Annotated in this window: 22 protein-coding genes and 2 tRNA genes; 13 read left to right on the top strand and 11 right to left on the bottom strand. The window is 68.2% G+C overall.

The genetic code is table 11. The features are described 5' to 3' along the window. Positions 1-261: 261 nt before the first annotated feature. Positions 262-651 carry a winged helix-turn-helix transcriptional regulator gene (locus tag ACFV9W_RS13325; RefSeq protein WP_385759292.1) on the bottom strand — a complete coding sequence of 130 codons (390 nt, stop codon included), beginning with the start codon at positions 649-651 and terminating at the stop codon, positions 262-264. A gap of 148 nt (positions 652-799) precedes the next feature. Here ACFV9W_RS13325 and ACFV9W_RS13320 point away from each other — a divergent pair, with 148 nt between their 5' ends. Next, positions 800-1453 carry an FMN-dependent NADH-azoreductase gene (locus ACFV9W_RS13320; RefSeq protein WP_385759154.1) on the top strand — a complete coding sequence of 218 codons (654 nt, stop codon included), beginning with the start codon at positions 800-802 and terminating at the stop codon, positions 1451-1453. Between the two features lie 170 nt (positions 1454-1623). Here the strand turns inward: ACFV9W_RS13320 and ACFV9W_RS13315 are convergent. Further along, positions 1624-1706, bottom strand: a tRNA-Leu gene (locus ACFV9W_RS13315). A 334-nt stretch (positions 1707-2040) separates the two neighbouring features. On the opposite strand from ACFV9W_RS13315, the gene ACFV9W_RS13310 reads away from it, so the two are divergent. From ACFV9W_RS13310 to ACFV9W_RS13275, 8 genes are all read left to right on the top strand, one after another. Further along, a complete protein-coding gene (locus tag ACFV9W_RS13310; RefSeq protein WP_385759151.1) occupies positions 2041-2898 on the top strand; it encodes an FhaA domain-containing protein in 858 nt (285 codons plus the stop codon). 10 nt (positions 2899-2908) lie between these two features. Then, positions 2909-3430: an FHA domain-containing protein gene (locus ACFV9W_RS13305; RefSeq protein WP_385759148.1), complete on the top strand. Its 522-nt coding sequence runs from the start codon at positions 2909-2911 to the stop codon at positions 3428-3430. A gap of 158 nt (positions 3431-3588) precedes the next feature. Continuing rightward, complete coding sequence (locus ACFV9W_RS13300) at positions 3589-5109, top strand: Stp1/IreP family PP2C-type Ser/Thr phosphatase (RefSeq protein WP_385759146.1); 1521 nt, start codon at positions 3589-3591, stop codon at positions 5107-5109. 25 nt (positions 5110-5134) lie between these two features. Continuing rightward, on the top strand, positions 5135-6562 hold the full coding sequence (locus ACFV9W_RS13295) for an FtsW/RodA/SpoVE family cell cycle protein (RefSeq protein ID WP_385759143.1): 1428 nt from the start codon (positions 5135-5137) through the stop codon (positions 6560-6562). Continuing rightward, positions 6559-8019, top strand: coding sequence for a peptidoglycan D,D-transpeptidase FtsI family protein (locus ACFV9W_RS13290; RefSeq protein WP_385759140.1), 1461 nt, complete (start codon positions 6559-6561; stop codon positions 8017-8019). The genes ACFV9W_RS13295 and ACFV9W_RS13290 overlap by 4 nt, the downstream gene beginning before the upstream one ends. A gap of 199 nt (positions 8020-8218) precedes the next feature. After that, a complete protein-coding gene (pknB, locus tag ACFV9W_RS13285) occupies positions 8219-10216 on the top strand; it encodes a Stk1 family PASTA domain-containing Ser/Thr kinase (protein WP_385759137.1) in 1998 nt (665 codons plus the stop codon). A gap of 207 nt (positions 10217-10423) precedes the next feature. After that, positions 10424-11113, top strand: coding sequence for a restriction endonuclease (locus tag ACFV9W_RS13280; RefSeq protein ID WP_385759134.1), 690 nt, complete (start codon positions 10424-10426; stop codon positions 11111-11113). After that, complete coding sequence (locus ACFV9W_RS13275; protein ID WP_385759131.1) at positions 11065-11475, top strand: restriction endonuclease; 411 nt, start codon at positions 11065-11067, stop codon at positions 11473-11475. Before ACFV9W_RS13280 ends, ACFV9W_RS13275 begins: the two co-directional genes overlap by 49 nt. Positions 11476-11580: 105 nt before the next feature. Here the strand turns inward: ACFV9W_RS13275 and ACFV9W_RS13270 are convergent, their stop codons facing one another. The 6 genes from ACFV9W_RS13270 to ACFV9W_RS13245 all read right to left on the bottom strand — a co-directional run bounded on the left by ACFV9W_RS13270 (position 11581) and on the right by ACFV9W_RS13245 (position 15972). Further along, positions 11581-12324, bottom strand: a complete 744-nt coding sequence (locus ACFV9W_RS13270) for a class E sortase (protein ID WP_385759128.1) — start codon at positions 12322-12324, stop codon at positions 11581-11583. Between the two features lie 61 nt (positions 12325-12385). Beyond that, complete coding sequence (locus ACFV9W_RS13265; RefSeq protein WP_385759125.1) at positions 12386-13627, bottom strand: class E sortase; 1242 nt, start codon at positions 13625-13627, stop codon at positions 12386-12388. Beyond that, positions 13624-14271 carry an aminodeoxychorismate/anthranilate synthase component II gene (locus tag ACFV9W_RS13260; protein ID WP_385759122.1) on the bottom strand — a complete coding sequence of 216 codons (648 nt, stop codon included), beginning with the start codon at positions 14269-14271 and terminating at the stop codon, positions 13624-13626. The genes ACFV9W_RS13265 and ACFV9W_RS13260 overlap by 4 nt, the downstream gene beginning before the upstream one ends. Next, the gene (locus tag ACFV9W_RS13255; RefSeq protein WP_385759119.1) at positions 14268-14429 is read right to left on the bottom strand and encodes a hypothetical protein; all 162 of its coding nucleotides are present in this window, start codon (positions 14427-14429) and stop codon (positions 14268-14270) included. Before ACFV9W_RS13255 ends, ACFV9W_RS13260 begins: the two co-directional genes overlap by 4 nt. Positions 14430-14470: 41 nt before the next feature. Beyond that, positions 14471-15166, bottom strand: a complete 696-nt coding sequence (locus ACFV9W_RS13250) for a class E sortase (RefSeq protein WP_385759116.1) — start codon at positions 15164-15166, stop codon at positions 14471-14473. A 38-nt stretch (positions 15167-15204) separates the two neighbouring features. Further along, a complete protein-coding gene (locus tag ACFV9W_RS13245; RefSeq protein WP_385759113.1) occupies positions 15205-15972 on the bottom strand; it encodes a DUF881 domain-containing protein in 768 nt (255 codons plus the stop codon). A 153-nt stretch (positions 15973-16125) separates the two neighbouring features. Here ACFV9W_RS13245 and crgA point away from each other — a divergent pair, with 153 nt between their 5' ends. After that, the gene (gene crgA, locus ACFV9W_RS13240; RefSeq protein WP_385759110.1) at positions 16126-16383 is read left to right on the top strand and encodes a cell division protein CrgA; all 258 of its coding nucleotides are present in this window, start codon (positions 16126-16128) and stop codon (positions 16381-16383) included. 297 nt (positions 16384-16680) lie between these two features. Here the strand turns inward: crgA and ACFV9W_RS13235 are convergent, their stop codons facing one another. Together ACFV9W_RS13235 and ACFV9W_RS13230 are read right to left on the bottom strand one after the other, a co-directional pair. Further along, a complete protein-coding gene (locus ACFV9W_RS13235; protein WP_385759107.1) occupies positions 16681-17580 on the bottom strand; it encodes a rhomboid family intramembrane serine protease in 900 nt (299 codons plus the stop codon). Between the two features lie 139 nt (positions 17581-17719). Beyond that, complete coding sequence (locus ACFV9W_RS13230) at positions 17720-18247, bottom strand: peptidylprolyl isomerase (protein ID WP_385759104.1); 528 nt, start codon at positions 18245-18247, stop codon at positions 17720-17722. A 281-nt stretch (positions 18248-18528) separates the two neighbouring features. Here ACFV9W_RS13230 and ACFV9W_RS13225 point away from each other — a divergent pair, with 281 nt between their 5' ends. After that, positions 18529-19227, top strand: a complete 699-nt coding sequence (locus tag ACFV9W_RS13225; protein WP_385759290.1) for a DUF5324 family protein — start codon at positions 18529-18531, stop codon at positions 19225-19227. Between the two features lie 61 nt (positions 19228-19288). Here ACFV9W_RS13225 and ACFV9W_RS13220 read toward each other — a convergent pair. Next, positions 19289-19361, bottom strand: a tRNA-Ala gene (locus tag ACFV9W_RS13220). A gap of 183 nt (positions 19362-19544) precedes the next feature. Here ACFV9W_RS13220 and ACFV9W_RS13215 point away from each other — a divergent pair. Both ACFV9W_RS13215 and ACFV9W_RS13210 read left to right on the top strand, forming a co-directional pair. Further along, positions 19545-20093, top strand: coding sequence for a helix-turn-helix domain-containing protein (locus tag ACFV9W_RS13215; protein WP_385759101.1), 549 nt, complete (start codon positions 19545-19547; stop codon positions 20091-20093). A gap of 54 nt (positions 20094-20147) precedes the next feature. Next, the gene (locus ACFV9W_RS13210) at positions 20148-21677 is read left to right on the top strand and encodes a protein kinase (protein WP_385759098.1); all 1530 of its coding nucleotides are present in this window, start codon (positions 20148-20150) and stop codon (positions 21675-21677) included. The last annotated feature ends 8 nt before the right edge of the window (positions 21678-21685 follow it).

The raw sequence follows: 21685 nt of genomic DNA, 5'->3' as shown, positions 1-21685 counted from the left end.
CGCCCACGACCGACCGCCTCCCCCGCCCCGTACGAATGTCACGCACGGGGCCGTCCCCGCACGTCGCGTGCAATCGGTCACGACCGTACCGCCGGTCCGGAAAACCCGTCAGGGCCTGTGGAAAACCCTCAGCACGTGCACAACTCGCTCACTCCGCGGGCCCGCTGTCTCCAGCCCCACCAGGCCCAGGCAGGTCCAGGCAGGTCCAGGCAGGCCCGAGCACACCCCTCTTTACGGAACTCCTCCATCTACGGAACCCCTCTATTTACGGAACTCCTCTGGGCACGTCCCGCCCTCGGCCCCCAGATACTTCCCGGCCCAGTCCCCCAGCTCCCGCAGCGCGGGCTGCAGCGCGGCACCCGCCGCCGACAGCCGGTAGGAGACCCGCAGCGGCGGCCCCTCGTCGACCTGCCGCACGACGAGGCCGGCCCCACCGAGCTCGGTCAGCCGGTCGGAGAGCATGCGCTCGCTGATGCCGGGGATGGCCCGGCGCAGATCCGCGAAGTGTCTCGGGCCACTCATCAGGACGGACACGATCAGCCCTGTCCAGCGCTTGCCCAGCAGTCCGAAGACGCGCGTCATGCCGATGTCGACCGTCGAACACCTTTGGGGTTCGTGGGTCACGGCGCCTCCCGCGCACGCCTCGCTCATGTCTTCCCCGCTGCCCACCATGCCTCCAGCGTACTGCGTTCTCGTATGGGGATGAAAAAAAGTAAGCCGCTGTGCTATTACTAGTTACATACTCAATTACCGCGCCCCCATCCTCGCGGAGCGCACTCAACCCTCACGGGAGAGAACCATGGCCACCCTCCTCCACATCGACTCCTCCGTCTTCGACGGCCAGGCCTCCGCGTCCCGCGCCGTCACGGACGCCTTCCGCAAGGCCTGGCAGGAGCAGCACCCCGAGGGCACCGTCGTCTACCGCGACCTGGCCGCGAGCCCGGTGCCGCACATCACCGCCGACGCCCACCTGGCCGGCTTCGTGCCCGCCGACGCCCACACGCCGGAGCAGGCCGCCGTCTTCGCCGAGCGCGTCAAGCTCATCGAGGAGCTGGAGCAGGCGGACGCCATCCTCATCGGCGCCCCCATGTACAACTTCTCGATCCCCTCCACGCTGAAGGCGTGGCTGGACAACGTGATCCTCATGGGCCGCACCTCGGGCCCCGAGACCCAGTCCGCCAAGGGCACCCCGGTCACCGTCGTCGCCAGCCGCGGCGGCTCCTACGCGCCGGGCACCCCGCGCGAGGGCTTCGAGTACGTGCAGAACTTCCTGGGCGCGGCCCTGCGCGACGGCCTCGGCCTCGACCTGGACTTCATCGTCCCGGAGCTGACCATGGCCCCGCAGAACCCGGCGATGGCCGAGCTCGTCCCGCTCTTCGAGGCCTCCCGCGACAAGGCCCTCGCGGACGCCGAGGAGAAGGGCAAGGCACTCGCCGCCCGCTTCGCCGCCTGAGCACGCGAGCACGCGAGCACGCGCGCGTAGTGGCGTGACATAACCCACAGGGCCCCGCGACCGGTCGGCCGCGGGGCCCTGTGGGTTTGCGCACCCGCCTTCCGGCACCCGCCTGCCGACAGGCAACGCAAAAGCCCCGCAGATCCGAGGATCTGCGGGGCTTTTCGCTGTGCGCGAGGGGGGATTTGAACCCCCACGTCCCGAAGGACACTGGCACCTGAAGCCAGCGCGTCTGCCGTTCCGCCACTCGCGCAATCGAGTGTGTCTTCCGAACCCTGTGCCCTTGCGGGCCCTGTGCCTTCCGACGAACAAAACATTAGCACGCTGCGGAGGGTGGATTCACACCCGTTCCCGCGGGCCATCGCAGGGCACCCGAGGCCTGGATCGCCCACGGCCCACAGCCGCGTACGGGACACTGTCTGGAGGCCACCTCTACGATCCCCAGACAAGGGGCCCGGTTGAGGGGCTGTGAGCGTCGACACTCATCGAGCAGGCGGACAGGGGGAACCAGCCGATTTCCCGACGCGTGGATACGATCAGTAAGCAGTACCAAGTAGGCAGGACGGCAAAGAAGGAGGAGGTGCCCCATGGGAGTCCTGAAGAAGTTTGAACAGCGCCTGGAGGGGCTGGTCAACGGCACCTTCGCCAAGGTCTTCAAGTCCGAGGTGCAGCCCGTCGAGATCGCGGGCGCGCTCCAGCGCGAGTGCGACAACAACGCCACGATCTGGAACCGGGACCGGACCGTCGTCCCCAACGACTTCATCGTGGAGCTCAGCGCGCCCGACTACGAGCGGCTGAGCCCCTACTCGGGCCAGCTCGGTGACGAGCTGTCCGGCATGGTGCGCGACTACGCGAAGCAGCAGCGCTACAGCTTCATGGGCCCCATCAAGGTGCACCTGGAGAAGGCGGACGACCTGGACACGGGTCTGTACCGGGTACGCAGCCGCACCCTCGCGTCGTCCACCAGCCAGGACAGGCCCCAGCAGCAGCGCCCCACCCCGGCCGCCCGGCCGAACCAGGCGCCCGGAGGCTACGGATACCCGCAGCCCACCGCGGCCCCGCCGATGCCCTCGGCGCCGCCGCCGGGCCGCCCGGCGCAGGCCCCGCAAGCGGCACCCGCGGCACAAGGACAGCAGCCCGACGCGGGCCCGCTGCCCGGCGCCCGCGTGCGCCACTGGATCGAGATCAATGGCACACGCCACCAGATCTCCCGCGCCACCCTCGTGCTCGGCCGGTCCACCGAGGCCGACGTGCGGATCGACGACCCCGGCGTATCGCGCCGGCACTGCGAGATCCGGACCGGAACGCCCTCGACGATCCAGGATCTCGGATCCACCAACGGCATCGTGGTGGACGGGCAGCACACCACCCGCGCTACGCTCCGCGACGGCTCGCGGATCGTCGTGGGCCAAACCACCATCGTTTACCGGCAAGCCGAAGGGTGAAGCGGGGGCAATGTCAGAGCTGACCCTGACGGTCATGCGGCTGGGTTTCCTGGCCGTTCTGTGGCTGTTCGTGATCGTGGCCGTCCAGGTCATCCGCAGCGACCTGTTCGGTACGCGCGTCACCGCACGCGGCTCGCGCCGTGAGAGCGGGCGCTCGCAGCAGGCCGCACGACAGGCCGCCGCGCCTCCGCAGCAGCGGCAACAGCAGCAAGGGGGCGGTGGCCGCCAGCGCCGCGGCGCCCCCAGCAAGCTGGTCGTCTCCGAAGGCACGCTCACCGGAACCACGGTGGCGCTCCAGGGGCAGACGATCACGCTCGGCCGTGCGCACGACAGCACGATCGTGCTCGACGACGACTACGCGTCGAGCCGTCATGCCAGGATCTACCCGGACCGGGACGGCCAGTGGATCGTCGAGGACCTCGGGTCCACCAACGGCACGTATCTCGACCGGACCCGCCTCACGACGCCCCAGCCCATCCCGCTGGGCGCGCCGATCCGCATCGGCAAGACCGTCATCGAGCTGCGGAAGTAGTGCTACGTCATGAATGAGCGCGAGCGGAGCGAGCGGGCCGACGCGGACGTCCGGGGCCTTGCCGGCCCGGACACCGGCGCGCTCCCGACCGGAGGGTGGGCAGTGTGGTTCGACACGACCGGCTGTACCCGGAGTCTGAGCCAGCTGGGCAGGTGCGCATGAGTCTGTCACTGCGCTTCGCCGCCGGATCACACAAAGGCATGATCCGCGAGGGCAACGAGGACTCCGGCTACGCCGGCCCCCGGCTGCTCGCGATCGCCGACGGCATGGGCGGCCAGGCCGCAGGTGAGGTCGCCTCGTCCGAGGTGATCTCCACCATCGTCGCCCTCGACGACGACGTGCCCGGCTCCGACATCCTGACCTCGCTCGGCACCGCCGTGCAGCGGGCCAACGACCAGCTCCGGATGATGGTCGAGGAGGACCCCCAGCTCGAAGGCATGGGGACCACCCTGACCGCACTGCTGTGGACGGGCCAGCGACTCGGCCTCGTACACGTCGGAGACTCGCGCGCCTACCTGCTGCGCGACGGCGTCCTCACGCAGATCACCCAGGACCACACGTGGGTGCAGCGCCTCGTCGACGAGGGCCGCATCACCGAAGAGGAAGCCACCACGCACCCGCAGCGCTCGCTCCTCATGCGCGCGCTCGGCAGCGGCGACCACGTCGAACCCGACCTCTCCATCCGCGAGGTCCGGGCCGGCGACCGGTACCTGATCTGCTCCGACGGCCTGTCCGGCGTCGTCTCCCACCAGACGATGGAGGAGACCCTCGCCAGCTACCAGGGCCCGCAGGAGACCGTCCAGGACCTGATCCAGCTGGCACTGCGCGGCGGCGGCCCCGACAACATCACCGTGATCGTCGCGGACGTCCTCGACATCGACAGCGGGGACACCCTCGCCGGCCACCTCTCGGACGCGCCCGTGATCGTCGGCGCGGTCGCCGAGAACCAGCAGGCGCTGCACGAGGGCAACGCGATGGAGACGCCCGCGGGCCGCGCCGCCGGACTCGGCCGCCAGGCCCACGGCGGATCCGCCGGCGGTGGCGGCGAGTTCGGCCCGCCCGACAGCGGCCCCGTGGACGGCTTCTCCTACTCCGACGAGGACTTCGTGAAGCCGCGGCCGCGCCGCAGGTGGCTCAAGAGATCCCTCTACACGGTCCTCGCGCTGGCCGTCATCGGCGGCGGCCTCTACGGCGGCTACCGCTGGACGCAGACGCAGTACTACGTCGGCACCAACGAAGAGCACGTGGCGCTGTACCGCGGCATCAGCCAGGACCTCGCCTGGGTGAGCCTGTCCAAGGTGGACAAGGACCACCCGGAGATCCAGCTCCAGTACCTGCCGCCCTACCAGCGCAAGCAGGTCGACGCGACCATCGCCGAAGGCGACCTGGCAGCCGCCCAGGACAAGATCCAGGAACTGTCCGCGCAGGCCACCGCATGCGAGAAGCAGGCCGCACGGGACAAGGCCGAGAACGAGAAGAACGCGAAGACCGGCGAGGGCGAAGCAGGCGGAACCACCACAGGAGGTACGGCGTCCAAGGCCTCGTACCGCTCGGAACCCGCCACACCCACGCCGAACCCGTCCTCGTCCGGCAAGTCCAAGACCTCTCCCACGCCCACCCCTGGCCCCACTCTTTCCGAGGAAGAGCAGCAGCTGGCCAAGGCGTGCGCACAGCAGTAGAAGCCGTTGGGGGCCTCAGCACGCCATGAGTAGTAACTCCACGACCCATACGTCGACCATTGGAGCGATCGGAGCACCCAGCCGGCGCAACACCGAGCTGGCACTGCTCGTGTTCGCCGTGATCATCCCGGTGTTCGCGTACGCCAATGTCGGCCTCGCCATCGACGGCGAGGTCCCCGCGGGCCTGCTCGGCTACGGGCTCGGCCTCGGCCTGCTCGCGGGCGTCGCCCACATCGTCGTACGGAAGTTCGCGGCGTACTCGGACCCCCTGATGCTGCCGCTGGCCACGCTGCTCAACGGGCTGGGCCTGGTGGTCATCTGGCGGCTCGACCAGTCGAAGCTGCTCCAGTCGATCGACCAGGCGGGCAGCGCCGCACCCAAGCAGCTGATGTACACGGCCATGGGCATCGCGCTCTTCATCGTGGTCCTGTTCTTCCTCAAGGACCACCGCGTCCTGCAGCGCTACACCTACATCTCCATGCTCGGCGCCGTCGTCCTGCTGCTGCTCCCGCTCGTTCCCGGCCTCGGCCAGAACATCTTCGGCGCACGCATCTGGATCAACATCGGCGGCTTCTCCATCCAGCCCGGCGAGTTCGCGAAGATCGTTCTCGCGATCTTCTTCGCCGGCTACCTGATGGTGAAGCGCGACGCCCTGGCACTCGCCTCGCGCCGCTTCATGGGCCTGTACCTGCCGCGCGGCCGCGACCTCGGACCGATCCTCGTCGTCTGGGGAATCTCGATCCTCATCCTGGTCTTCGAGACCGACCTCGGCACGTCGCTGCTGTTCTTCGGAATGTTCGTCATCATGCTGTACGTCGCCACCGAGCGGACCAGCTGGATCGTCTTCGGTCTGATGATGTCCGCGGTCGGCGCCGTCGGCGTCGCCACGTTCGAACCGCACATCCAGCAGCGCGTCGACGCCTGGCTCGACCCGATGAAGGAGTACATGCTCAGCCGGCAGGGCGTGCCCGGCCACTCCGAGCAGGCGATGCAGGCACTGTGGGCCTTCGGCTCCGGCGGCACCCTCGGCACCGGCTGGGGCCAGGGCCACTCCGAGCTGATCCGCTTCGCCGCGAACTCCGACTTCATCCTCGCCACCTTCGGCGAGGAACTGGGCCTGGCAGGCCTGATGGCCCTCCTGCTCATCTACGCACTGATCGTGGAACGCGGCGTACGCACCGCGCTCGCGGCCCGCGACCCCTTCGGCAAGCTGCTCGCCGTCGGCCTGTCCGGCGCCTTCGCGCTCCAGGTCTTCGTCGTCGCGGGCGGTGTCATGGGCCTCATCCCGCTGACCGGTATGACGATGCCCTTCCTCGCGTACGGCGGTTCCTCCGTCATCGCGAACTGGGCGCTCATCGGCATCCTGATCCGGATCAGCGACACCGCGCGGCGGCCCGCCCCGAGCCCGACGCCAAGTCCCGACGCCGAGATGACCCAGGTGGTCCGACCGTGAACAAGCCCCTGCGCCGCATCGCGATCTTCTGCGGCCTGTTGATCCTGGGCCTCCTGATCCGCGACAACTGGCTCCAGTACGTGAAGGCCGACTCGCTCGCCTCCGACAAGGAGAACCGCCGCGTCGCCATCGAGCGGTACTCCACGCCGCGCGGCGACATCATCGTCGACGGCAAGTCCATCACCGGCTCCAAGGCGACCACCGGCACCGACCTGAAGTACAAGCGCACCTGGAAGGACGGGCCCATGTGGTCGCCCGTCACCGGCTACGCCTCGCAGGTCGTCGGCGCCAGCCAGATCGAGAACCTCGAGGACGGCATCCTCAGCGGCAACGACGACCGCCTCTTCTTCCGCAACACCCTCGACATGATCACGGGCAAGCAGAAGGAGGGCGGCAACGTCGTCACCACCCTCAACGGCGCGGCCCAGAAGGCCGCCTACGACGGCCTGAAGAACCGCGGCAAGGGCGCCGTCGCCGCCATCGAGCCGTCCACCGGCAAGATCCTCGCGCTCGCCTCCACCCCGTCGTACGACCCCTCGTCCTTCGCCGGGAACTCCACCGAGGACGGCAAGACGTTCTCGCAGCTCGACAAGGACAAGGACAAGCCGCTCCTGAACCGCGCGCTGCGCGAGACGTACCCGCCGGGTTCGACGTTCAAGCTGGTGACGGCCGCGGCCGCGCTGGAGAGCGGCAAGTACCAGCCGGACCAGAAGACCGACACCCCGCTGCCGTGGATCATGCCGGGAACCACGACCCCGTTGAAGAACGAGGGCAACATCCCGTGCGAGAACGCGACGCTGCGGGACGCCCTGCGGGTCTCCTGCAACACCGTCTTCGGCAAGATCGGCTCGGACCTCGGCGTCGACGCGATGCGTGAGCAGGCCGACAAGTTCGGCTTCAACAAGGAGCAGTTCATCCCCGTCCGTTCGAACGCCTCGAACTTCGACGACGACATGAACAAGTCGGAGACCGCGCTCTCCTCGATCGGCCAGTTCAACACCGCCACGACCCCGCTGCAGATGGCGATGGTCGCCTCCGCGGTCGCCAACGACGGCAAGCTCATGGAGCCGTACATGGTGGACGAGCTGAAGGCCCCGAACCTCGACACCATCGAGAAGACGGACCCCAAGGAGATGAGCCAGCCGCTCTCCGAGGAGAACGCGCAGAATCTCCAGTCGATGATGGAGACGGTCGTCAACGACGGCACCGGCGCCAACGCCAAGATCCCCGGCGTCACCGTCGGTGGCAAGACGGGTACCGCCCAGCACGGCGTCGACAACAGTGAGAAGCCTTACGCCTGGTTCGTCTCCTACGCCAAGACCGACTCCGGTTCGCCGGTGGCCGTGGCCGTGGTGGTCGAGGACGGCAGCGCCAACCGCGACGACATCTCCGGCGGCGGCCTCGCCGCCCCGATCGCGCGAGACGTGATGAAGGCGGTCGTGGACAGCAAGAAGTGAGCCGAGGGAACCCGGTTTCACCACGCCTTGTGAGCACGGTCACCCGTCGTTCACATAGATGCACGTGGCGATACCGGTCCTGTCACGGGTCACGGTGGCGGCCAGGTCACGCTGGGCAGGCCGGGTACCGTATGGCCCGGACAGCACACCGCCCGACCCGAACGGGACGGTCGGGACCGACGGAGAGGGCTGGTAGGTAATGGAAGAGCCGCGTCGCCTCGGCGGCCGGTACGAGCTGGGCCAGGTGCTCGGCCGTGGTGGCATGGCGGAGGTCTATCTCGCCCATGACACCCGGCTCGGCCGCACCGTGGCGGTGAAGACGCTGCGGGTGGACCTCGCGCGCGACCCGTCGTTCCAGGCCCGGTTCCGCCGGGAGGCCCAGTCGGCCGCCTCGCTCAACCATCCCGCGATCGTGGCGGTGTACGACACCGGCGAGGACTACGTCGACAACATCTCCATCCCGTACATCGTGATGGAGTACGTCGACGGATCCACGCTCAGAGAGCTGCTGCACTCCGGCCGCAAGCTGCTGCCGGAGCGCGCCATGGAGATGACCGTCGGCATCCTCCAGGCCCTCGAGTACTCGCACCGCGCCGGCATCGTGCACCGCGACATCAAACCGGCCAACGTCATGCTGACCCGCACCGGCCAGGTGAAGGTCATGGACTTCGGCATCGCCCGCGCCATGGGCGACGCCGGCATGACGATGACGCAGACCGCCGCCGTCATCGGCACCGCCCAGTACCTCTCCCCGGAGCAGGCCAAGGGCGAACAGGTCGACGCACGCTCCGACCTGTACTCCACCGGCTGCCTGCTGTACGAGCTGCTGACCGTACGGCCGCCGTTCGTCGGCGACTCCCCGGTCGCCGTCGCGTACCAGCACGTCCGCGAGGAGGCCCAGGCCCCGTCGGTCTTCGACTCCGAGATCACGCCCGAAATGGACGCCATCGTCCTCAAGGCGCTGACCAAGGACCCCGACTACCGCTACCAGTCGGCCGACGAGATGCGCGCCGACATCGAGGCCTGCCTCGACGGCCAGCCCGTCGCCGCCACCGCCGCCATGGGCGCGGTCGGCTACGGCGGGGGCCACCCCGACGACCAGCAGACCGCGATGCTGCGCCCGCAGAACGGCGCGGGCCAGACGTCGATGCTGCCGCCGACCAACCCGGACGACGGCGGCTTCGGCTACGACGAGCGGGCCGACCGGCGCCGCCAGGGCAAGAACCGCACGTCGACGATCTTCCTCGTCCTCGCGGGCATCCTGGTGCTCGTCGGCGCCGTCCTGATCGGCAAGTGGATCTTCGGCGGCGACAGCGTAGGCAACGAGTCGTTCAAGGCCCCGAACTTCGTCGGCAAGACGGTCGGCGAGGCCGAGAAGATGGCCGAGAACCGCGACCTCAAGCTGGACTCCAGCAAGTCGGGCCCCTGCGAGGACTACCCCAAGGGCCAGATCTGCTCGCAGACCCCGGAGTCCGGCACCACCGTCGAGAAGAACGACACGGTCACGGTGTCCGTCTCGACGGGCGCCCCCAAGGTCTCCATCCCGGACGTCACGGGCCTGTCCTACGACGAAGCCGTCTCGGAGCTGAAGGACAAGGGCTTCGAGAACATCAACCGGGAGACCGAGGAGTCCGAGCGGACGCCCGGCACGGTCACCAAGCAGGACCCCTCGAGCGGCAAGGTCGAGAAGGGCACCGAGATCACCCTGACCGTCGCCAAGAAGAAGGCACTCGTCACCGTCCCGAACGTGGCCGGTGGCAACCTCTCCTGCGACGAGGCCACCAAGCAGCTCCAGGACAGCAACCTCCAGGCGACCTGCACCGAGGAGGAGAGCACCGCGGCCGAGCCCGGCAAGGTCTTCGCCCAGAGCCTCCCGGCCAACAGCCAGGCGGAGCCCGACTCCACCGTCACGCTGAAGGTCGCCAAGGAAGGCGCGCAGACCCCGGTCCCGAACGTGGTCGGCCAGACCGTCAAGGACGCCAAGAAGATCCTCGACGACGCCGGCTTCAAGAACGTCCAGTTCGCCGACGGCGCCGACCAGAGCGACGAGGCCCGGGTCATCACCCAGGACCCGGCGGCCAACACCGCCTCCGACCCCGCCAACACCACGGTCACCCTGACCACGGTCGGCGGCGGCGGAAACGGCAACGGCGGCAACGACAACGGCGGCATCTTCGGCGGCAACCTCGGCGGCTGACACCCGCCACCCGCTTACGGCCGGAGCCCCGGTCCCCTCCACGTGAGGGGGCCGGGGCTCCGGCCGTTCGGCATGTTCGTCATGAACGACAACCCGGAGGAACAACCACACACGGTTGCGAATGTCGACCGTATCTTCATATGTCCCGATTCGTTGATCGAGGTGCGGAGGAGTATCCGAACTCCTCGCGATGAAAGGACACTTGTGATGATCAACGAGACGGCTCTGATCGAGTCGAGGGCCTTCCGTGACAGCATGCTCGAACGCACGGACACTCTCGACAAGGTGAAGGCCCTGTCGCTGCTGCCCGACGGGATGCATGTGACGACGGCGATGATCGCCGCCTACTTCGGCGTCACCACCGACGTAATCCGGCAGCTCAAGCGTCGGCACCACCAGGAGCTGACCATCAACGGAATGGTCACCCTCCAGGGCTCTGACCTGGAACAATTCAAGCGTGACACCCTGTCACGCTATCCAACGAGTTATCCACAACCTCGTTCCAGCCTCACTCTCTACTCCCGCCGAGCCGTCCTCAACGTCGCCATGCTCCTGCGCGACAGCGACGTGGCCCGCCAGGTCCGCGCCTACCTCCTCGACATGGAATACCTGGCACGCACCCAACCAGTCAGCGCTCCGGACGCGGCAGGCATCGACACACTCGACGCCCGCATCGACCAGCGCATCGCCGACACCCTCGGCAAAACCGTCGTCCCCATGTTCAACGCCCTGATCGAAACCTCCGGCGAACACCGCCGCGAACTGATCGACCTCCGCGCAGGCATCCAGCACGTGGAACACCGAATGCGCCGCCACCAGGCCCGGCTCCAGAGGCTGGAGGCATCCCCGTGGCCAGCAGCACCCACACCGTCACCATGGCGGCCATGGACGCGATGACCGGCTCGGAGTTCGAGGACCACGTCGCCGCCCTGCTCCGCCGCGACGGCTGCACCGATGTCGTCGTCCGAGGCGGCCGCGGAGACCGCGGCGTCGACATCACCGCCCTCACTCCTGACGGCCGACGTGTCGCCGTCCAGTGCAAGAGGTTCGCCCCCTACCTCTCGATCACCAGCGCGGACATGCAGAAGTTCCTCGGCGGCGCCAAGGTCCTTCGCGTCTCCGACATCTCCCTCTTCGTGGCCACATGCCGCTTCACCACAGACGCAGTCGACATCGCCGCGGAGACCGGCGTCACGGCCGTACCCCGAGGCCTGCTGGAGGAATGGAGCACGGGAGCTCCCCTCACCATCCTGAAGTGACCTCACCGAACGCGCCGAACGCCGGCACCGCAGAAGACAAAGGGCCCGAAGCCGCAAGAGAAAGTTGCGGCTTCGGGCCCAGCTCTTGTCGGGAGTGACGTCCTGTCACTCCCGCAGTTCCTTCGGCGGCGTCCGATCCGCGTCCACCTTGTCGACCCGCTCCAGCTCGCCCCACACCACGTACCGGTACGTGGACGTGTACACCGGCGTGCACGTCGTCAGCGTGATGTACTTCCCGGGCTTCTTCTTGCCCGACTCCTCGGGGACCTTGTCGAGGACGTCCACGTTGTACTTCGAGGTCTCCGGAAGGATGTCGTAGACCTTGTAGACGTACCAGTCGTCCTTCGTCTCGAAGACGATCGGGTCGCCCTTCTCGATCTTGTCGATGTTGTGGAACTTGGCGCCGTGCCCGTCCCGGTGCGCCGCCAGCGAGAAGTTGCCGTCCTTCCCGTTCGTCGGCAGCGCCGCCTTCACGGGATCCGTGTAGTAGCCGGCGACCCCGTCGTTGAGGATCTTGGCGTCCGTGCCCTTCTCGACCAGCACCTCACCACCGCTCATCGCGGGCACGTGCAGGAAGCCGATCCCGTCCTTGGTGTCCAGAGCACCGGGGCCGCCGTTGCCCTTCCACTGGTCGCGGATCTTGTCACCCTGCTTGCCCGCCGCACGATCCGCGACGACATTCGTCCACCACAGTGAATAGGCGACGAAAAGACCAAGGATCACACCCGCGGTGATGAGCAGCTCACCGAAGACACTGACAGCCGTCGCGATCTTGCCGCGCCGGGGTGCGGGCGAGCGCGAGGGGTCCTTCGGTGCGGCTTCTTCCCCATGGTCGGTCGTCGCTGCCACTGCGTCATGCCCCGTCTCTGTGCGCCGTACTGCCCGATGCCTGGTGCCCGGTGGTCCCCGGTTATTCGACGAGCGCGTCCGGCTTGCCCTTGCTCCGCGGACGCTCCTCGACCATCTTGCCCCAGACGATCATTCGATACGTACTGGTGAATTCCGGAGTGCACGTCGTCAGAGTGATGTACCGCCCCGGCTTGGTGAATCCGGAGTCCGCCGGGATCGGGTTCAGCACGGCCGTGTTCGACGGCATCGTCTGCGGAAGGATGCTCGCCATCTTGTACACGTAGTACTTGTCCTGCGTCTCGACCACGATCGGATCGCCCGGTTCGAGACGGTTGATGAACCGGAACGGCTCTCCATGCGTATTCCGGTGCCCGGCCACCGCGAAGTTCCCCTGCTTCGCGTCCGGCATCGCGGTCGGAATGCTGTCCTTGTCGTAGTGCCCGACCATGCCCTTGTCGAGAACCTGCGGCTTGCTGATGCCCTCCGCGATCGGCACCACGACATCCAGCTTCGGAATGTAGAGAATCGCGAAGCCCTGCCCCGGCTCGAACGCGCCCGGCTTGCGCTCCCCGTTGGCCCACTCGTCCTCGAGGCTGTGCCGGGCACTGCCGGCGATGTCGTGGGCCCTTATGTTCGACCACCACAGCTGATAGGTGACGAACAACAGCATCAACACCCCGATGCTGATGAACACTTCACCGACCGCCCGGCTCGCGATCACCCCCGCACCCGGCTTCGCCGCACGCGCCGCGGCCCGCGCCTCGACCCGGGACAGCGGCTTCCCGTCCGCTCCCGTCTCCGAGCCCTGCTCCTGCTCCGTGGCCGTCGCCGCCGAGTGCCGCCCACCGCCCCGCTTGGCAGCCCTCCTACGCGCGGCACGGCCACCAGTCGCCGGCGGCGTCTCGACTATTCGCCGAGTGTCCGCGGTGCGCAGGGCAACGGTCTCGTCGTCCCGCACCGGCCCGGGCTCCGGCTCCTCCCGCACGGGGGCGTGGACGGGCTCAGGCACCGGCTCCGAAACCCGCTGCTGCTGTGTCCCGCCGCCGTACCAGTCCTGCGCATACCCCTGCGGGTCGTACCACTCGGGCTCCGGCTCAATGCGGCGCTTCGATTCCTCCACCCGCGGCCGCTCCTGCTGGGACTCCGGCTGCGCCCCCTGCTCCTGCTCCTGCGCCCCCGACGGCCGGAACCACGGCGACGGGTGCTGCCCCGGCAACGGGTCGTTCAGCGGGTCGTCGAGGCGACGCACGGCGTCCTCGAACCCGCCGGCCTCACCGTCCTGCTCGGGGCGCAACGCGGTCACGCCGAGGCCCTGCCCACGACCGGCGCGAGCCCCGCCGATCTGGCCACAGCGCCCGTGTCCCCGCACTCGACAAGCCAATTGGCGAGCATCAAGTGCCCGTGCTCGGTCAGTACCGACTCGGGATGGAACTGCACACCCTCGACAGGCAGTTCACGATGCCGCAGCCCCATGATGATGCCGTCCTCGGTACGCGCCGTGACCTCCAGCTCCTCCGGCACGGTGCCGGGCTCCGCCGCCAGCGAGTGATAGCGGGTGGCCGTGAACGGGTCGGGAAGGCCCGCGAAGACCCCCTTGCCCTCATGCCCGACGAGCGAGGTCTTGCCGTGCAACAGCTCCGGAGCGCGGTCCACGACGCCCCCGTACGCCACCTGCATCGACTGCATCCCGAGGCAGACACCGAACACCGGCACCCCCGTCGCCGCACAGTGCCGCACCATCTCGATGCAGACACCGGCCTGCTCCGGAGCACCCGGACCCGGGCTCAGCAGCACACCGTCGAAACCGTCCTGCGCATGCGAGGTCGTCACCTCGTCGTTGCGCACCACCTCGCACTCGGCACCCAGCTGATACAGGTACTGAACGAGGTTGAAGACGAAGCTGTCGTAATTGTCGACGACGAGAATGCGGGTCTTGCTGGTGCTCACTGGCCGTTCACCGTCACATCGTTGAAGGGCAGCAGCGGCTCGGCCCACGGGAAGATGTACTGGAAGAGGACGTACACGACCGCCAGGACGAGCAGGACGGAGATCCCCGCCCTCACCCAGGTGTTCCCCGGCAGATGCCGCCAGATCCAGCCGTACATGCCGGGCTCCCCTTCCACCGTTCTGCGATTACGGCACCAGACTAACGGCGCAGCGCTTTCGGTTTGCCTGCCTCCACAGGCTGAGTGGCATCGAGATGCGCCCAGACGATCAGCCGGTGACTGTGACCCCACTCCGGCTCACACGTCGTCAGTGTGAGATAGCGCCCGGGCTCCTTGTAACCGGACTTGGCCGGCACCGGGTCGATCACACCGACATCGCTCGGCAGCGTCTTGTACGGCTTGGTGTCGATGACATACGTGAACCAGGTGGTCCCATCGGTGATCACCACCGGGTCCCCCGGCCTCAGCTTCGGGAAGTCCTTGAACGGGTCACCGTAGGTACGCCGATGCCCCGCGACCGCGAAATTCCCCTTCTCCCCGAGCTGAGCCGTACTCGCGTAGTGCCCGAGCCCCTTCTTGAGGGTGTCGACCTTCGTGTTCTGCAGCACGGGCTTGTTCCACGTGAAACCGAGCCGCGGGATGTACATCACGCCGAACGGCTCGCCGTCCTTGTACGGACCCTGCTCCGGCGGCGCCGCACTGGTCCCGCCACCCGGCGCCGCACTGGCCACCGGCCGCTTCGCCCACTGGTCCTGAAGCTCGTCGATCTGACCGCCCATCGCACTGTCGGCCTTCACACCGGTCCAGAACAGCACGTACGCGACGAACAGCACGATCAAGCCGCCGACGGTGATGCAGAGTTCGCTGAACGTCCTGATGACGACACGTACCGACACAGACCCCCCAGTACGGCAGTACGGCGGCTACTCCATGGCTAGTTCACGGGCTTCGCGTAGTGGAGATCCACTGTGCCCGAGTAACCGGGAAGAGTCATCGGCCCGTCGTCCTCGACTTTCCAGCCGAGCCCGTACGCGTTGACGTACAGCATGTAGTTCTGGATCTCCGGCGAGGCCGCGACCGCCTGCTTCAGCTTCTCCGGGTCCCCGACCGCGGTGATCTTGTACGGGGGCGAGTAGACGCGGCCCTGGAGGATCAGGGTGTTGCCGACGCAGCGGACGGCGGACGTCGAGATGAGGCGCTGGTCCATGACCTTGATGCCCTTCGCTCCGCCGTGCCACAGAGCGTTCACCACCGCCTGCAGGTCCTGCTGGTGGATGACCAGGTCGTTGGGCTGCGGGTCGGGGTAGCCGGGGAGCTTGGGGGCGGCGTTCGGCGGGGCGTCGTCGAGTGTGACGGAGATCGCCTCACCCTTCAGCTTCTTCGTCCCGGACGCCTTCTCCAGACCGGACAGCTTCTCGTCGTCGGCCTCCGTGGACCCGTTGTCGCGCTCGGCGAGGCGCTCGACGTCGCCGCGGACCCCACTGTTGACCGCTTCCAGGTCCTTGTTCTTGCGGCTGCGCTCCTGGATGAGGTCGGAGAGCTTCAGCAGGGACCCGTCCGTCCGGATATTGGTGCCCTTGGCCGTATTGAAACTGGTGAAGAAGATGAGGCCGGCGAGCGCGAAAACGCCGACGGTGAGCAACCGCACGGGCCGCAGGCGCCCACGAGCGGAACTCTTGGCAGAGTCGGCGGAATTGCTCAACGTACCCTTATCTCCTTCGACGCCACGGAAGCACTACGCTAACGGACGCCCGGAGGAGCACGGGGAATCCCCACAACTTCCCCTTGTACGCTGCTCCGGAGCCAGCCCACGTACTCTGCGCGGCCACGCAGCGCATCGACAGGAGAGACCCTCGTGCCGAAGTCACGTATCCGCAAGAAGGCCGACTACACGCCGCCGACGGCGTCGAAGCAGGCAGCCAATATCAAGCTGACCAACCGCGGCTGGGTGGCACCAGTGATGCTGGCGCTGTTCCTGATCGGGCTCGTCTGGATCGTCGTTTTCTATGTGGCCGACGGCACGCTGCCGATCAAGGCGCTCGGCAACTGGAACATCGTCGTGGGCTTCGGCTTCATCGCCGGCGGCTTCGGCGTCTCCACCCAGTGGAAGTAGCCGCACCAGCCCCTCCGGCACGACCGTGGACCAGCTCTCCCCTGAGCTATCCACTGAGTTATCCACAGACTCCGATTGTTTGTCCACAGCCGTGGAAAAGGTCGCATGATCTGTGGATAACCCCCCACCCGTTGACGCCGGTGTGACTACCCCAACCCCGCTCGACCACCTGTTCGCCCCTTGTCCCTCCTGGTCAAACCCAGGTTGATGACGAGGGGCACAGCTGTTCCCCACAGGATGCACAAGATCCGCCACACGCTGTGGACAACCTTGCTCATCATCCGTGGACAACCGGTCTCAGGTGAGCTGCGCGGTCCTGACGACGACGGTGACCAGCACGGCGAGCAGAACGAGCGCACAGGCCCCGTACTGCACGAGCGCGCGACGCTCTCGCGGGGCGTGGACCATGGCGTAGCCGACGATCAGTCCGCCGACGAGGCCGCCGATGTGGGCCTGCCAGGCGATGTTGAAGGCCGGGTTGAACGTGAAGATCAGGTTGATCACGAGCAGCGCGATGACCGGCCGCAGATCGTAGTTGAGCCGCCGCATCAGGATCGCCGTCGCACCGAACAGGCCGAAGATGGCACCGGAGGCGCCGAGCGAGGGCTGGTTCTGCGCGGCGAGCAGATAGCTCAGTGCGCTGCCGGCGAGGCCGGAAACGAGGTACAGCGCGATGTAGCGGGCGCGGCCGAGGGCCGCTTCCAGGGGGCCGCCGATCCACCACAGGCTGAGCATGTTGAAGGCGATGTGGATGTAGGAGCCGTGCAGGAACATCGCGGTGAGCAGCCGGTACCACTGGCCTTCTGCAACGCCTTCGAGGCCGCCGAGGTCGGGTACCCAGGCGAGGCCGAGCATCTCGAAGCGCTCGGTGAACCGCTCGCCGACCGTCATCTGCACCGCGAACACGGCCAGACAGATCCCGAGCAGCACCTTCGTGACGAGCCGCGGGTCGGAGGTGATCGTGCCGCCCGCCATGGTCCTCGGCTGGTTGGCGTTGGGTGCGTGTCCGGTTCCCGAGCCGTTGCGGACGCACTCCGGGCACTGGAATCCGACGGAGGCGCTGACCATGCATTCGGGGCAGATGGGCCGCTCGCAGCGGGTGCAGCTGATGCCGGTCGGGCGGTCCGGGTGCCGGTAGCAGCCGGGCAGGTCCTGGGCGTCCTTCGGTTCCTGTGGGCTGCCGGGCGCCTGGTCCATGGCGGTCGTCCCCTCGGGTCTGTGGTCGAGCGGTCGGGTGTGCGTTCGTCGTCGTTGCGCGGCCGCGCAACGCACCGCCCCGCTCCCCGTGCCTATGAACAGGCGACGGACGAGCGGGGCGAAAAGGTTCCCTGCGGGGTTACCGGGTCTCTACGGAGACGGTCTCGATCACGACGTCGTTGACCGGCCGGTCGGTGCGCGGGTTGGTCCGCGTGCCGGCGATGGCGTCGACGATCTTCTGGCTGGCTTCGTCGACGACCTCGCCGAAGATGGTGTGCTTGCGGGTCAGCCAGTCGGTGGTCTGGACGGTGATGAAGAACTGCGAGCCGTTCGTACCGGGTCCCGCGTTGGCCATCGCGAGCAGGTACGGCTTGGTGAAGGCCAGGTCGGGGTGGAACTCGTCCTCGAACTGGTAGCCGGGGCCGCCCGTGCCGTTGCTCAGCGGGTCGCCGCCCTGGATCATGAAGCCGCCGATGACGCGGTGGAAGATCGTGCCGTCGTAGAGGGGCGCCTTGGACTTCTCCCCGGTCTCCGGGTTGGTCCATTCACGCTCGCCCTTGGCGAGCTCCACGAAGTTCTTGACCGTCTTGGGGGTGTGGTTCGGCAGCAGCCGGACCTCGATGTCGCCCTGGTTGGTCCTGAGAGTGGCGTACAGCTGCTCGGCCACGATCTGCCTTCCGTTGACATTTGTGCCCCCCGATCCTCGCACGGCGCACTCTCGGTGGCCCCGGGCGGACTTGTCAGGGTTGTGCGGGGGTTTCAGCAGCCGAAAACCGGTCTACTCGCAGTCGAAGAGGCGCGCCCCGCCACGATCCGTGGCATTGTCGTCGCCAAGTCCCTTTATCTAGCCGTACCAAGCCTTACCACCGCATTGACGCTCCCGGCAGGCATGATCCGCGAAAGGGTGGAAAGGTGAAAAACCTGTACGCCACCGAGGAGGAGGATCCCGTGACCCGCATCGACAGCGTGCGTGCCGCGACCGGCTCGGCGAAGGACAGCGTCCTGCACGCCGCGGAAGTGGTGGCGCCCTACGCCGAGTCGGCGAGGGACCGTGCCACGACGTACGCGCAGGAGGCGCGCGTCGCGCTCGGTCCCAAGGTTTCGCAGGCCGCGCACCAGGCGCGTGTCCAGTACGACGCGCATCTCGCTCCGCGCCTCGAGCAGGCGCGGACGCATGTCCCGCCGAAGCTCGACCAGGCCGCGCATGACGCGGCGTCCCGTACCCGTGAGGCTGCCCGGCAGGCGGCGGCGTACTCGAAACCGCGCATCGAGCAGGCGGTGGCCGCTTCCGAGCCTGTGCGCAAGGAGGCCGCGGCGCGCGGCAGCGCCGCCTATTCGGGGCTGCGTGGCGATGTCTCGCCGAAGGAGATCCGCAAGCTGGTGCGCAAGCACGAGCGGCGGGCCCGCTCGGGTCGTGTCGCCAAGCGTCTTGTCGTGCTCGGCATCCTCGCGGGCGGCGCGTTCGCCGCGTGGAAGTGGTGGGACAAGCAGGCCAACCCGGACTGGCTGGTGGAGCCGCCGGCGGCCACCGAGGTTCCCGACAGTGCTCCGCTGACTTCTGTGGACGGCAGTGGCCGAGACATTCTCGATCCCGAGGTGCAGGCGAAGCAGGCCGAGGCGGACACGTCCGTGGAGGACGAGCGCTGAGGTCGGATACGGCGAAAGCCCCTCTGACCAGGGAGAACCTGGTCAGAGGGGCTTTCTGCTGTGGAGCCTAGGGGAGTCGAACCCCTGACATCTGCCATGCAAAGACAGCGCTCTACCAACTGAGCTAAGGCCCCGGAAACGGTGCGTTCCACCGGAAGTTTCACGCTCCGGTTCGGCACCGCAGACCAGAGTACCGGGTCACCCCCTGAATCCTGCAAAAAGATTGGGGGTCCCGGCGGGCGACCACTCTCCGTAAGATGCCCCACGTGCTTCGCGGCAGCGAAGGACCGTACTTGGGGAAGCGATGGGGAGACGCAATGGACGCCGCACAACAGGAAGCCACCGCAAGAGCCAGGGAGCTCCAGCGGAACTGGTACGGGGAGCCGCTGGGGGCGCTCTTCCGTCGGCTGATCGAGGATCTCGGGCTCAACCAGGCCCGCCTCGCGGGGGTGCTCGGGCTTTCGGCCCCCATGCTGTCGCAGCTGATGAGCGGTCAGCGCGCGAAGATCGGTAACCCTGCTGTGGTGCAGCGTGTGCAGCTGCTGCAGTCGCTGGCGGGTCAGGTCGCCGACGGCAGCGTCAGCGCGGCCGAGGCCACCGAGCGGATGGAAGAGATCAAGAAGTCGCAGGGTGGTTCGGTGCTCAGCAACACGGGGCAGGCGCCGAACAGTTCGGGTGCGCCGACGGTGAAGCGTGTGGTGCGCGAGATCCAGTCGCTGCTGCGCTCCGTCTCGGCCGCGAGCGACATCATCGAGGCGGCGGACTCGCTCGCCCCCAGCCACCCCGAACTGGCAGAGTTTCTCCGGGTGTACGGCGCGGGGCGCACCTCCGACGCGGTCGCCCATTACCAGTCGCACCAGAGCTGACCCCGGTCTGGCGCGGCACTGTGTCCGGCTCCGGGAGGGGAGCGACGCACGACCATGGGTGAGGTCTTCGCCGGCCGGTACGAACTGGCCGATCCGATCGGCCGCGGGGGAGTGGGCGCGGTCTGGCGCGCCTGGGACCACCGGCGCCGCCGCTATGTGGCGGCGAAGGTCCTGCAGCAGTCCGATGCCCACACGCTGCTGCGCTTCGTGCGGGAGCAGGCGCTGCGCATCGATCATCCGCATGTCCTGGCCCCGGCCAGTTGGGCCGCGGACGACGACAAGGTCCTTTTCACCATGGATCTGGTGGCCGGGGGCTCGCTCGTCCATCTCGTCGCGGACTACGGGCCGCTGCCGCCCCAGTTCGTCTGCGTTCTCCTCGATCAGCTGCTCGCGGGGCTCACCGCGGTGCACGCCGAGGGGGTGGTGCACCGCGACATCAAGCCTGCCAACCTGCTGCTGGAGGCCACGGGTACCGGGCTGCCGCATGTGCGCGTGTCCGATTTCGGCATCGCGATGCGCAAGGGCGAGCCGCGCCTGACGGAGGCGGACTATGTGGTGGGTACGCCGGGGTACTTCGCGCCGGAGCAGGAGATGGGCGCGGAACCCGATTTTCCCGCGGATCTGTTCGCCACGGGGCTCGTCGCGCTCCACCTCCTGGAGGGCGCCAGGCCCGATTCCAAGGCGCTGATCGAACACTTCGAGGAGCACGGCACCCCGCGGGCGCCGCAGGGCGTGCCGGGGCCGCTGTGGGGCGTGCTCGCCGGGCTGTTGCAGCCGGACCCCGATACGCGGTTCCGTACCGCGACGGGTGCCCGCAAGGCTCTCCTCGCCGCCGCCGAGCTCCTCCCGGAGCCGGGGCCCGACGACGAGCTGATCGAGGTCTTCGACCAACTCGGCCCGCTTCCCCCGGGCTTCGGCCCCGGCGGCCCGGCGGTACGCGGCCGCCGGGCCCGGCCGGTGAGCGGGGGTGCTGGGGCCGGAACCGGGAGCGGCGCCGGGTCCGGTACGGGCGGTGCCGAGTCCGGGGCAGGCCCAGCCATGCCGCATGTTCCGCCACCACCCGCCAACACCCCGCTCCCACCACGGCCTTCGGCGCCACCGGAGCCCATGGCCTTCGCCGAGCTCGCGGCGTCCCGCGAGGAGGCGGCGCCCGGTGATTCCTTGGCGTTCCCGGGGGGCATCGCTTCCTCCACGCACTCGGCCCCTCCGGCTCCACCCGCGCCCCACGTACCTCCCGTGCCCGAGATGCCCCCAGCGCCACCGACCGGCCTCGCCCCGCCGCCGGCCGCGCCCACGCCACCACCGCTCCCCCCGGAACCGACGCCCACGCCCGCCCCGGGCCCCGTACCTGCGCCCGTACCGGTACACGCCCCGGAACCGGCCCCCGAACAACCGCTTCTCGCTCCGCACCCGTCTGCCCCCTCCCCGCTCGACCCTCCCCAGGTCCGTCACTCTCTGTACGCATCCGGCGACGGAGAAGTTCCCCAGGTCCGGCCGGGACCACCCGCGAGGGTGACGATTCCTGTGCTGCTCGTGGCTCTGGCCTGTTTCGCGGTGGGCATCTGGGCGCTGACCCGCCCCTGACCCGCCCC

The sequence above is a fragment of the Streptomyces sp. NPDC059897 genome, from assembly GCF_042730865.1.
Lineage (GTDB): Bacteria > Actinomycetota > Actinomycetes > Streptomycetales > Streptomycetaceae > Streptomyces.
The sequence above is the reverse complement of the archived record's forward strand: the minus strand, read 5'-3'. Positions and strand labels throughout refer to the sequence as shown.